This is a genomic window from Candidatus Saccharibacteria bacterium oral taxon 488 (assembly GCA_013100825.1).
Classification (GTDB): Bacteria; Patescibacteriota; Saccharimonadia; order Saccharimonadales; family Saccharimonadaceae; genus Nanosynbacter.
Map to the genome: position 1 here is coordinate 404,146 of CP040001.1, position 12,387 is coordinate 416,532.

A 12,387-nucleotide genomic window follows, 5' to 3' on the forward strand; every position below is an offset into this window, starting at 1 on the left:
TTTACGACGTATCCATAATGGAACGCCTACTCTTGCCCCGCTTCTCGTAAAGCCTTATCCGTCGCCGTCACCAATTCCCGCACGGCCTCGTCATAATTCTCGTACACGCGGAAGCCGGCCGCGTACGGATGGCCGCCGCCGCCGAAGTAGCCAGCCACGGTGTCGGCGATCGGTAAGTTGCCGCGTAGGCGGGCGGTTAGTTTGCCGTCGGGATAGGTTTTGATGACGCAGCTGAGCGCCACGCCCTCGACCAACCGCAGTTCGTCGCCGATTAGTGCGCCGGGGTTGTAGGCGTCGCTGTAGGCTTGAATTTCCTCAAATGGCACGTGCACCAGCGCCAATTGTCCGTCCAGTAAATATTCGATTCGCTCAATTAGTCTGCCTTTGTACGCCAAGATCTCCGGCGATTTCTTCATAAATTCGCGCCGCCGTTCTTCAATTTCGGCATTGGAGGCGCCTAGCGCGGTCAATTCGCCAGCCACGTGAAAGGTCGACGCGGCAGTGTTTGGTGTGGTGAGGCCCAGGCTGTCGGACATGATGGCAATCAGCAAATCTTCAGCCGCCTGCTGGTTGATAGTCCAGCCGGCGTGCGTGAACAATTGGTATAGTAATTCCCCGGTAGCCACCACCGTGTCAGAGAGCATGGTATGCTCAAAACTCAGCGTCGACTCGGCGGTGTGATGGTCGATAACTAGTACCGGATGCGTTTCCAAAAAATGCCGCGCGCCGGGTGTTTCTAAGACTTTGCTAAGCAAAATATCAGCGCTGGTATCAACGATGATGGCTAGGTCGGCGTGGGCTGGAAAATCGCCAACTACCCTGTCCCAGCCGCGAATATACCGCAGATATTTGGGGATATCGACTGGGCAATACAACGTCACAGTTTTACCCAAATCGCTCAGCACCTCCTCCAGCGCCAAGCTAGAACCCAGACTGTCGCCATCAGGATTTTCGGCCTGGATGATGACGATGTTGTTGGCAGATTGGATGAGTTGCTGGGCGGTATCAAACATAGTCTTATTATAGCAGATGGGAGTTTCGGTGGTGTGGCGAGGCTATTCATCACGCATGTCTTTGATCGGGTTGCGGCGGGTGTTGCGGATGAGTGGTATCAGGCATGCCAGTACAGCCGCGGCGATGATGCTAAGTGCGACCGCGCCGATGACCATCCAGTCCATCGTCCAGAAATGGAAGGTCGTCGCCAAGTCTTTCGGCGTCATGGCGATGCGCAGCGTCGCGGTGATTTGACTAGCGAACATATTGTCGGCGATATATACGACGATCAGTCCGGCGGTGATGCTGAACAGCGCGGTAAGCAGCGCCACGATCATGGTGTAGACGAAATAAATTTGGCTAATATCAAGCCGTGTTGCTCCGAGCGCTCGAAAAACTGCGGATTCTTTGCGGCTGTCGGCGATGGTGCGGGAAATGATAATCAGCAAGATAAAGGCGGCGATGATCGTCACGCCGATGAACGTCCACATGATGATTGGCTTGAGGCGTTCCATGGCGTCGTAATTGACGAGCGAGTTGCTGCCGGTGGGCGACGCGAATACTACGTAGTGCGGCAGGCAGATTGATTTATTAGATTTTTGGGTTTTGGAAGCTTCAGCGGGTTCGGGTTGGGCGGCTCCTTCGCCGCAAGAGGCGGCTGCCAGGTAGCTGCGAGCTTTGTTGGGGTCGCTGAATTCATAGATGGCTAGCGTTTCGTCCCTGTTGGCGCCACCTTGATCATTGTTGGTGGCAGTTTGAATGGTCGATTCAAGTGCCGTTTGCGCCGCGGTGGTCATTGAGCCACGCGGCATGATCCAGGTGTGTGACAGGCGGGTGCTTAAAAACTGCTGCAAGAAGCTGCCGATGTCACTCTGGGTGGCTTTCATGTCGTCCGGCATTAGACCGACGACGCGGAAAGTAAATTTGGCTTGGGCGGGTTCGGACTGGGTTGAGCCGAAAGTTTGATCAAATTGGCGCTGGTTAGCTTCGGTGCGCTTGGCTTCGGCTGAACGATTATCCTTAACGACGGTCGGCGCAGCGCAGGAATCGGCAGGTGGTATGGCGTATTCGCGGTCTGGTTTGACATAATCGGCGGATGGTTTTTTAGCTTGATTGGCGGCAGCTTGGATTTGCTGTTTGGCGGTTTGCAGTAATTCTTGCGAAGCCGGGTTACGATAACAAGCGCTGAATGTTAGCTGCCCGGCTTTTTGGCGCAATTCTTTGAGCCGGGCTAGTTGCATATCATTGCCGGCATTTTTATCCAGCGGCTTGAGACCGAGCAGCACCTCGGCGTCCTGGTAGCGGATGATCAGCGGGATCTCGCTGGGTTTGGCGCTGGCGCCAGCCAGCAGATAGCCGCCCAGTAGCGATTGGTCAATGGCGGTTATACTGCCGAATTGCTGCTTAAATTCTTCCAATGGTGTCGGCTGGTTGTTTTGCTGGCGCTTGTCGTCAAACGACTCAATTCCCCGCTCCATATAATTCAGCATGCCATTGGCGGCGATTGACTGAATACTAAACTGCCGGATGGCACCGTGGGTGCGGGCAAATTGCCACTGCGCGTCTGCTGTGAGGCGCGGCAATTTGGCGGTCTCCTGGCGAATAAGCCGCTGGACGATGATGCTTTGGTTGTTCGGGTACGGCGGGCTGTCAGGAAATGACTGCATGATTGGCGGTTCGGATTTGGGGTCGTATGGCAGGCCGAGGCGGGCAGCCAGCGCCTGCTTGTCCTTGATCATTTGCGTGCGTTCGGCTTCGGCGCGGGCGGTTAGATTTGAGGTAAATTCAATATTATTTGGCCGAATGGCGGTTTGCGCCACCAAGTAGCGATTATTCAGGCTGCCCCGATCAAATTCCTCGACGCTCCGCTGAGCGCCCATTAGCATAGTCAGTCCCGCCAGCAGCGCCGCGAAAAGCAGCCCGGACACGACCACGGTGATGGACAAGCGAATACGCCGCACTCGGAGTTTGGTGCCAGCCAGCCGCAGCGAATCGGTGATTCTAAGCATCGGTTACCCTCCCGTCCTTCAGGCGGATTTCACGATCGGCTGCTGCGGCGATGTCTGGATTGTGTGTAACGATAACGACCGTGGTGCCGAGTTCGCGGCGAATTTGATGAAATAGGTCGATGATGCGGTCGGAATTGGCGCTGTCCAGATTGCCTGTCGGCTCGTCGGCGAGTAAAATATTCGGGCGATTGAATAAGGCACGGGCGATGGCAGCGCGCTGAATTTGACCGCCGGAAAGTTCGCGCGGCAAATGGTGCATCCGGTCTGCTAGCCCGACCAATTCGGCGAGCTCCTGGGCGCGGGCGCGGCGCTGCTTGGGCTTGACGCGGGCAAACATGGCAGGAATTTCCAGATTGGCGGACAGGGTTAGGAATGGCTGCAGATAAAATGATTGAAAAACAAAGCCGATTTCACGCGATCGAAACCGTGACAGTTGCCGGTCGGACAAGCGGCTGAGCGGCTGGTCGTTAATGAGGATTTGACCGGCGGACGGCTTGTCGAGTCCGCCGATGAGTTGCAGTAAAGTACTTTTGCCCGAGCCGCTAGCGCCAGTGATGGCTACGAATTCGCCAGCGAAAATATCAAGGCTAACGCCGCCGAGCGCTGGAATGGTCTGGCGGCCGACGCGGTAAGATTTGGCGAGGTCGGTTACGGCGATGTGGCAGCGGCCGGAACATTCTGGCGCAGCAGCGGACGGCGTCATAACCTTAGCGGCTGAATCGGATTTGGCGGCTGGAGGTAAGTCAACCAAACCAGCCGAAACAGCTGGCTGGGCGAAATTACGGATTGCGTCGATTGCTTCCTCGACGTCGTCAAATTTCGCTAAAAATGCCGCGATATCCTCGTCGCGTGCCCTTCCCACCTCTGGTTTCATGGTTGTATTGTAGCAAAAGCAGGATGGCCTTAGCAAGCTATAGCGTTCGTCGTCCTTCCAGCGCATGCGTCAGGGTGATTTGGTCGGCATATTCGAGGTCGACGCCGACGGGGATGCCGCGAGCCAGGCGCGAGATGGTGATGGTGAGACCGGCCTCCTGGAGGTAGCGCTGTAAAAAGAGCGCGGTTGATTCGCCCTCGACCGACGCGTTGGTGGCGATGATTAATTCCTCGGCGTCATCATGCTTGATGCGCTCAATGAGCTCGGGGATGTGTAGCTGCTCCGGGCCGATGCCATCAATTGGTGAAATCGCCCCGCCCAGCACGTGATAGGTGCCACTATACTGCCCCGTCCGCTCCAGCGCCACGATGTCCAGCGGCTCTTCGACTACGCAAATCAAGCGGCGATTGCGCGACTCGTCTTGATATAGCGGCGACACCTCTTGATCATGATCGATCAGCGCGAACGTGACCGGACAGGTTTTAACACGTGTGTGCAGCCGATCTAGCGCCCGTGCTAGCTGCTCAGCCCGTCTGGCGTCACGCCGAAGTACAGCGTAGGCATAGCGCTCAGCAGTTCGCGGCCCAACCCCAGGTAGTCCACCAAATTCATCAATCAGCGTCGTCAGCGCCGCTGGTAAAATCGTCGGTTTCATTAGAACGGCAAGTTGCCCAGCCCGCCCATCAGCGGCTTCATCGTCTCGGCAGCAACTTCCTGCGCTTTGGCTAAACCGTCGCGAATTGCAATCTGGATCCAGTGTTCCAGCTGCTCGATATTATCGAGGTCAACCATTTTTGGATTAATCTTGATCGACTTAATTTTCAGCTCGCCGGTGATCTGGACGACCACTGCGCCATCGCCGGCTTCTACTTCAATGATTTCCTTGCCGAGTTGTTTCTGGGCCTTGCGCAGTTGCTGCAACATCTTGACTTGGTCAAACGCCATAATTATTGATTCCTCCTTGAATTTACTTTTTCATTATACGCTATTTTTTCGCCAATTTGTAGAGGTAAAAGCGGTCAGCCCGCTCGGTGTGGCTATTGGTGACGATGCGCTCGAGTGTCCAGCCGTCAGTGTTGGGGTGTGCCATTTGTTCAGCGCGGGTGATGACGAGCGTAGCACCCTCCGCGGCCGGCTGATTGACGGCGAGTTTGTGCTTGCTATAGCGAGCGACGGTTTCGTAGAGCGGCGCCTCGTGCGGGTTGGCGACGAGAACGACGTTTTGCCGGCCGGCGATGGCTTTTTGTAGCAGTGGCAAGTCAGTGCTAAATTCATGCACCGCGCCCGAGAAATGACGATACCCATTGGTAAAGCGGTCGAGGCCCGAGAGCACCATCACGCCGATGAGCGCCATCAGCATCAATAAGCCAGTGATACGGGCATAAGGATTGCGCGGGAACAGCGAATACCATTGATTGAGCAGTGCCTCGACGCCAACCGCCAGCAGGATAAATAGCGGCAAGATAATAATGCTGGTCATTGATGGCTGCAGCGCCAGCAGCGGCAAACTTAGTAGCAGCCAGACGCCGATCATGTACGAACGTGCGGTGTGGTGCTGTTGGACGGTTTTGAAAAATCCGAGAGCGATCAGAAACAGCGCCGAAAAGTCGAGCACCGGTGTGATCTGACCGCCGACAACGGTTGGCTTGACCCAGAGATAATGATAGAGCAGCAACCGCAAATTATCGACTAACGCCCAGCTGAGGCTGTGAATACCGACCAGTGATTTGAGTAGATCGTGATGCGTCGCGGCGAGGAAAATTGCCAGCGCGCTCGTGAGCGCGAGAACGACGATCGCTGGTAGCCATTTGAAGCGATTGCGTTTGGCGAGTAGCGCGTAGCGGGTATGCGGGTGGATCAGCGCTACCAACAGCAGCATCAGATGAATATACCAAAAATACGGCGTAAACAGACTCAGGCCGACCGTCGCCGCCAGCAGCAGCCGCCACAAGGCCGAGCCCTTAGCGCGCTGAACGATCAGGCTGGCAAAGAGGAGGATGAGCGCAGCATAGGTGATGTAGAGGATGTGCGGCGTGAAGCTTTGGGCAAAGAAGATCAGCTGGCCGGTGACGATCATGATGACGAGCGACAGGATGGTGACATTGGGCTTGAACCAGCGCCGCAATAGGAAAAATATGGCAACGGCTGCGATGAATGACAGGATAAGCGACGGCAACTTGATGGTATAGATGGTGACGCCAAATATGCTGAATAATCCGCGCTGCAAGAGGTGAAATGGTAAGTTGGTTTGGGCGAACGAGCCGAGGTTAGTTGGCGAGATGGCATTGGTGGTGCTAAGCGCTTCAATTTCCGCCTCGCTCACGCCGCCCGGGGCATACAAACTAGCGGCGGTGATGGCCGCACAAAATAGCACGATCAGCGCCATGTAGCCTAGCCAATAGCGCCAACGATAGACAGCCGAGTCGGCAAGTTTCCGCTTTTTCATTGGTATTGATTATAGCACAATTCTAGTCATGCTTGCGATCGAGGCTCATAAAACGCAGGCGCTCTGGGTGGAAGTAGAGTTGAATCTTGCCGACTGGGCCGTTACGGTGCTTGGCGATGATCAGATCGGTGATGTTTTGCACTTCCGGATTGTCCGGTTCGTAATAGCCTGGGCGGTAAATAAAGCTAACGATATCGGCGTCCTGCTCGATGGAGCCAGACTCGCGCAGGTCGGCCAGCTGCGGAATTGGCGGCGTGCGCGACTCGACCGAACGGCTCAGCTGACTGAGGGCAATCAGCGGCACGTTGAGCTCACGGGCGATCAACTTTAGGCCGCGGGAAATTTCCGACACTTCCTGGACGCGGTTACCGTTGTGATTGTTGGTGGCCTGCATCAGCTGCAGGTAGTCGACGATGATCAGGCCAATTTCGCCTTCGTGCGCTAAACGGCGAGCTTTGGTGCGCATTTCCAGAATGCTGAGGCCCGGCGTATCGTCAATGTAAATCGGCGCTTCTGCCATCTCGCCCATGGCTTCGGATAATTTCTCAAAATCATCGCCGCTCAAATTACCGGTACGAATATTCCAGCTATCAACGCCGGCCGCATCCGCCAACATACGATCGGTCAGCTGCTCCTTGCTCATCTCGAGGCTGAAAAACAGCACCGGCTTTTTCTCGATCGTCGCTACGTTGTAGGCTAGGTTAGTCACCAACGTCGTCTTACCCATGGCTGGACGGGCGGCCAGGATAATCAAATCCGACTTCTGCAGGCCCGCTGTCATGGTGTCCAGATCGCGGTAGCCAGTCCGCATACCGCGCAGGCTGCCCTTGTTGCGGTGAAGCTCCTCGATACGGTCAAAGCTGTCGGTCAAGATACTTTCCAGGCTGACCAGATCCTGTTTCAATGACTGGTCGGAGACGCTGAATAATTCGGCCTCGGCTTTTTCTAATAATTCCTGGGTCGTCGTCGATTCGTCATAGCCGAGTTCGGTGATGCCGCTGCTGGCCTTGATTAAGCGCCGCCGCACCGCTGTTTGCGCCACCATTTCGGCGTACGCCGCTGCGTGCGCTGCTGTCGGCACGTAGTTGGTGAGCTCCGTCAAATACGCCGAGCCACCGATGAGTTCCAGCTCGTCCTTGCGCTTGAGTTCATCGGTCAAGGTCAAGAGGTCAACTGGCTTATGTTTTTCAAATAGCCGCATCATACCAGCGAAAATTAGCCCGTGGTTTTTATCATAAAAGTCGTTCGGTTTGACTATTTCCGCGGCGTCGGCTAGGACTTCCTCGTCGATGAGAATTGCGCCGAGCAGGCTTTTTTCAGCGTCCAGGTTTTGGGGCGGCAATTTGCCCGCTATGGTCTCGGTTTGGGTTGTTTCGCTCATGATAATTCCTCCAGGTTAACTTCTTCGCCGCCGCCCATTAGCTCGGCAATTTTCGCAAGCTCGGCGTCTTTGGGCGGGGCTTTTTGTCCGATTGTCGCAATATCCAGTTCAGTGCCGGTGACTTGTTGCACAATTGTCGCAATAAGCGGGCGATTCTTGGCATCATCTAGTTTCTTTTTATTAAAGGCATTACCGACGTACAGGGTCAAGGTGTTGCCGTTTCGTTGCCAACTGCAGTGTTGCAACAATGTCGCAATAGCGAACGACTGTTCTTTGGCCAGGGCGATGATTTTATCCCAGTCGATGTCTGTGGCGGAGGTCGGCGGATTGTCCGACGTTGGTTGATTGTCTGCCGGGGTGGCGGCGCCTACGGCTTCCTTACTCTTAGAGTCATTAGTTTGCTGATTCTTTGGGGTAGTTTTTGGCAAATTTTCTGCTGGCTGCGCGGCTGGTGTTTCTGTATCAGCTGCCGATGACTCTGGCTTATCTATTGGCGATTTGGAAATGGTGAGTGGCGGTTTGGCTGTGGTTTTGGGACTGGTGATCGACGGCGATATCAGCTCGGGCGATGTGTCGGTCACCTGTTCCCTATTGTCCATAAATATCGTCAATAATTTCAAGTCCGGATGCGGATGGCGGTCGATCTCGATTAGCTGCTTGACTAATGTAATTAACTCTGGCCGCTGATGTAAGCGTGCTCGCAGTAGCGACAATAATTGACGGGACAGGACGACCGGATCGGTGCCAGCTTGCTCTAGTTCATCCAGCAAACTCAGCGCCCCAGAAGCGTCGCGCTGCTGGTACAACTCCAGCAGATTTTCCAGCGTTTCAGCGGCGCTCAGTCCCAGATACTGAGCTACATTGGCTGAGTTCAGTGGTTTGTTAGCGTCCGCCAATGCTGACAATTGATCAAGCATGCTGATGCCGTCGCGAAACCCGCCGCGCGAACGCTCAGCGATCAACCGTGCAGCGTCTTCCTCGATACTAAAGCCCTCTTTTTCGGCAATAGTCATCAACTGGCGCGCCATGATGTCTGTCGGAATGGGGCGGAAGAAAAATTGCTGGACGCGGCTGAGGATGGTGGCGGGCAGCTTGTCGGCGTCGGTGGTCGCCAGGATAAACACCACGTGCGCTGGCGGTTCCTCTAGGGTCTTTAGCAGTGCGTTAAAGGCAGGCTTGGACAACATGTGAACTTCGTCGATGATGTAAATTTTTTTCGGTGCGGAAACGGGCGCGACTTGGGCTTTTTCGCGCAGGGTGCGGATGTCGTCGACACCGTTGTTGCTGGCGGCGTCAATTTCAATAATATCCAGGTGCGAGGCATCCTCATCGTACGGTAACTGATTGATTTCATGCGCTAAAATTCGCGCTACGCTGGTCTTGCCCACGCCGCGCGGACCCGTCAGTAAATACGCATGGGCGATTTTACCCTGCTCCAGCGCTCGGCGCAAAATGTTGGTCACATGATCTTGTCCCAACACCTCGTCCAAGCTGCGACTGCGATATTTGCGGTACAGTGCTTGACTCATTACTTATGTATTATAACGCAAAGTATGGGATTAGTAAGCTGTTTGGTGGTTGATTAAAAGACAGCACGCCCCACACGAGCACTCCTTAAAACAGCGCCAACTGTGTGCTGGGTATTTCGATGTTAATGGCGCCGTCAATTGTTTGCGCCTGGTAGCCGATGAATTTTTTCACGTTGTATGCCAGCAGCTGTCCATCGTAGTCGGTGATGAGTACCGAGCCGATGACGCTGATGACGACGCCAGCCATGGTTTTATGCCCCGTCATATCAATCACACTACTGAGGTCTCGACCGTCCGTGTGAAAATACTCGTCGCACATGATGAGCGTCCGATTTGGAAAATCCAGCCCCAGTTTTTGCTGAATGCGTATCAGCGTGTCAGCTAGGGCCTGCTCCGCCGCTGCAGTATCGAGCGGCTGCTTGATCATCCCTAGCTTTTTGCTGGCAGCCACCATTTCTATGATGCCGTCCAGGCCGGCTATTTTCGCCTCATACTGCCGGGCGATCAACGCCGAAGCAAACGTTTCCAGCTTCACCGCCAGGCGCGCTCCCTGCTCCAGCAGCCGCCGAATGCCGCGCTCTTCCTGCGAGATGCCGACTTTGATAACTTCCGGCGCGAAATATGCCAGATAGACGAAGTGCGGGTTTTGATTAATTTTTGCTGGGCCGACACCGAATCGGCGTTATAAAACGCAGGATTAAAACCAGTCCGATTACGACATTTCAGGCAGTTTTCATATTTACCGTCAACCGTGGCGCTGTCAGGACAAACCTGGCTGCAATGATTGTCAAAATCCACCCAGCCGGTACAATATTTGGTCGAAAAATCAAACGCCAGTGACGGCTCCTGTCCCAAAACATCACCACGCTCAGTCTTGCCGTCAATCTGCCATTCCAGAAATGGCCGGTTTTCGGTATCAAAGCTGGCGTAGCTTAGCAAAAACTCCCCAGACATAGCACCATTATATCAAAAGCCGCCCGGTAACCGCCCGGGACGGCTTCAAATGTCAAAAACGGTCTATAGTGGCGCTTCGACAGCTGCCCAGGTGGCGTCCGGATTGTCATCAGGGATGATGATGGTGACTTGGTCGCCGACTTCGATGCGGAAGAAGGTGACGCTGGCGAGCAGGATGCGATATTCACGGCCATTGGCTTCGACGTAGTAAACGCCGTCATGTTGGACGAGCGTACCGATGACTTGTTTGCGCGAGACCGGGCCGATTTGTTTGTAGATAAAGCTGCCGTCTTCGGCGATGGTTAATTTCAAGATGTCGCCCTCGACGAGCTTGGACTTTGAGGCGTAGTTCGCCGGGATTGGATAATTCTTGCCATCAGGCCCCATCATCATTTGACCATCAAACACACCCTCGATTATCTTGCCGGCAACATCGTCCGACGAGGTTTTCGGCGTGACGACTTGTCCATCGTCACCAACGATGCTGATCAGCAGCTCCTTGGCTGCTGCTAAGTTAGTTTCTGCTTCTTGGATGAGCGTCCTGAGGCGCTTCACTTGCTTTTCCGGTAAATCAGACATATGGCTCGCATTCCTTGTCTATTTTGATAGTACGTGAGTGTAATATAGCACTAATTATGTGAGTGTGCAAGCCCCGTCAGCCTATTCGCATCGGCTAACAGCTCATCTTTCCACAAGGATAACAGATAGTCAGGCAAAACCGTGGTAATTTTTACCCTTGCCAATAAAACACCGCCCGTGGTATAAGCTCCGGGCGGCATTTCTCTACGAAAACAATCGGTCGTTTCACTCAAATTAGCTTAACTCAACGCTAGCGCCGGCGTCCTCGAGCGTCTTCTTGGCAGCTTCGGCTTCGTCCTTTGACACCTTTTCCTTGACTGGTGCTGGAGCGCCGTCGACGATGGCCTTTGACTCACCGAGGCCCAAGCCAGTGATTTCCTTGACTGCCTTGATGACAGCGACTTTTTGAGCGCCCGCGTCCTTTAGGGTGACGGTGAACTCAGTTTTTTCATCTTCTGCAGCAGCATCGCCGCTAGCAGCTGGACCAGCCACCGCAACTGCGGCTGCAGCTGGCTCGATGCCGTATTCTTCTTTCAGGTAGTTCTTCAATTCATTAACTTCCAGAACTGTCAGTTTGACCAGTTCATCAGCCAATTTTTTAATATCAGCCATGGTATTCTCCTTAGATTATTGATTATTTATCATCTCGAGTTATCCAATCTTCAACGCCTCCTCTTTTCGCGCCGGGCGCGCCTTCAGGGGGCGCTCGGGCTGCAATCGCTGTACGGAGACTTATGAAGATCAAATAACTCGAGATGATTGATTGCTAAACTTAAGCCGTAGCTTTGGCTTCGATGCCGTCCAAAAGTCCGTGCAAGTTGCCGCCAAGTGCGCCCACGGTGTCGTGGACTGGTGAGAGCAATTGTGCCACCACTTCGGCGATAAGCTGGTCTTTGCTTGGCAAGCCAGCCAGCGCTTTGATGTCAGCTTCGTTGATACTCAAGCCTTCACCTGAGAAGCCGCCGGCCAACTGCAGTGCTGGATGCGTCTTTGCAAACGTGTCCAGAACTTTGGCTGGCATGACCTCATCTTCGGCGCTCATGGCGTAAACCAATTGGCCAACCAATAAGTCAGTCTCGGCTTCTTTGTAACCGTCAACGCCCTGCAATGCTACGCGTACCAAGCGGTTTTTGACCACCTTGATGACGACGTTTGCTTCGCGGGCGGCCTTGCGCAGTTCTTGCAATTCAGCCACACTCAGCCCCTGGTACCGCGCAAATGCCGTACCTTTGGCGTCTTTCAGAAGCTCGGTTAGTTCAGCAACCAAAGTTTGTTTTTTATCGCGTGAAATTGCCATAAAAATCCTTTCTTTGATTGGTTCTTGTGTGATTCGACCGATTTGTTAACGTGCGGTAATGGAAAATCTGGTTCTCGTTTTCTGGGGATTAGCCGAGCAAACAAAAACGTCTTTGATTCTCGCACTACCAAAGACGTCAAATAAAACTGCTCGTTTCATCCCTCGGCGGCATTTTTATACCTCAGTTCCCTTCGGTCGCACGCTGTCTTTGGTAATGTTCCTTAGAATTGTAGCAGAAATGACAACGGGATGCAAGACAATGTTGGCTTTAATTTTCAGGAATATGAAAACGCGCCTCGAGTATGAAGCGCGCTTATGAGAGGAG

Annotated in this window: 13 protein-coding genes; 1 reads left to right on the top strand and 12 read right to left on the bottom strand. The window is 54.0% G+C overall.

Annotation, left to right across the window (positions count from 1 at the left end; genetic code table 11):
• Window positions 1-26 precede the first annotated feature (26 nt).
• The 12 genes from FBF26_02130 to FBF26_02185 form a co-directional block, all read right to left on the bottom strand.
• Window positions 27-1,013 (bottom strand): hypothetical protein, encoded by a 987-nt coding sequence (locus FBF26_02130; GenBank protein ID QJU10059.1) that lies wholly within the window; start codon window positions 1,011-1,013, stop codon window positions 27-29.
• A 42-nt stretch (window positions 1,014-1,055) separates the two neighbouring features.
• Complete coding sequence (locus FBF26_02135; GenBank protein QJU10060.1) at window positions 1,056-3,002, bottom strand: ABC transporter permease; 1,947 nt, start codon at window positions 3,000-3,002, stop codon at window positions 1,056-1,058.
• Window positions 2,995-3,876 (bottom strand): ABC transporter ATP-binding protein, encoded by an 882-nt coding sequence (locus tag FBF26_02140; GenBank protein ID QJU10061.1) that lies wholly within the window; start codon window positions 3,874-3,876, stop codon window positions 2,995-2,997. The genes FBF26_02135 and FBF26_02140 overlap by 8 nt, the downstream gene beginning before the upstream one ends.
• Before the next feature lie 37 nt (window positions 3,877-3,913).
• On the bottom strand, window positions 3,914-4,531 hold the full coding sequence (gene recR / locus FBF26_02145) for a recombination protein RecR (protein QJU10062.1): 618 nt from the start codon (window positions 4,529-4,531) through the stop codon (window positions 3,914-3,916).
• Window positions 4,531-4,821, bottom strand: a complete 291-nt coding sequence (locus FBF26_02150) for a YbaB/EbfC family nucleoid-associated protein (protein QJU10063.1) — start codon at window positions 4,819-4,821, stop codon at window positions 4,531-4,533. The genes recR and FBF26_02150 overlap by 1 nt, the downstream gene beginning before the upstream one ends.
• Window positions 4,822-4,861: 40 nt before the next feature.
• Window positions 4,862-6,322: a glycosyltransferase family 39 protein gene (locus FBF26_02155; protein ID QJU10064.1), complete on the bottom strand. Its 1,461-nt coding sequence runs from the start codon at window positions 6,320-6,322 to the stop codon at window positions 4,862-4,864.
• 22 nt (window positions 6,323-6,344) lie between these two features.
• Complete coding sequence (dnaB, locus tag FBF26_02160; protein ID QJU10065.1) at window positions 6,345-7,703, bottom strand: replicative DNA helicase; 1,359 nt, start codon at window positions 7,701-7,703, stop codon at window positions 6,345-6,347.
• On the bottom strand, window positions 7,700-9,232 hold the full coding sequence (dnaX, locus tag FBF26_02165; protein ID QJU10066.1) for a DNA polymerase III subunit gamma/tau: 1,533 nt from the start codon (window positions 9,230-9,232) through the stop codon (window positions 7,700-7,702). The genes dnaB and dnaX overlap by 4 nt, the downstream gene beginning before the upstream one ends.
• A gap of 85 nt (window positions 9,233-9,317) precedes the next feature.
• Window positions 9,318-9,887 carry a DUF2797 domain-containing protein gene (locus tag FBF26_02170; protein ID QJU10067.1) on the bottom strand — a complete coding sequence of 190 codons (570 nt, stop codon included), beginning with the start codon at window positions 9,885-9,887 and terminating at the stop codon, window positions 9,318-9,320.
• Between the two features lie 362 nt (window positions 9,888-10,249).
• Window positions 10,250-10,765, bottom strand: a complete 516-nt coding sequence (locus tag FBF26_02175; GenBank protein ID QJU10068.1) for a hypothetical protein — start codon at window positions 10,763-10,765, stop codon at window positions 10,250-10,252.
• 234 nt (window positions 10,766-10,999) lie between these two features.
• Window positions 11,000-11,377 (bottom strand): 50S ribosomal protein L7/L12, encoded by a 378-nt coding sequence (locus FBF26_02180; protein ID QJU10069.1) that lies wholly within the window; start codon window positions 11,375-11,377, stop codon window positions 11,000-11,002.
• Between the two features lie 160 nt (window positions 11,378-11,537).
• The gene (locus FBF26_02185; protein ID QJU10070.1) at window positions 11,538-12,062 is read right to left on the bottom strand and encodes a 50S ribosomal protein L10; all 525 of its coding nucleotides are present in this window, start codon (window positions 12,060-12,062) and stop codon (window positions 11,538-11,540) included.
• 58 nt (window positions 12,063-12,120) lie between these two features.
• Here FBF26_02185 and FBF26_02190 point away from each other — a divergent pair, with 58 nt between their 5' ends.
• A complete protein-coding gene (locus FBF26_02190; GenBank protein QJU10071.1) occupies window positions 12,121-12,381 on the top strand; it encodes a hypothetical protein in 261 nt (86 codons plus the stop codon).
• Window positions 12,382-12,387 lie beyond the last annotated feature (6 nt).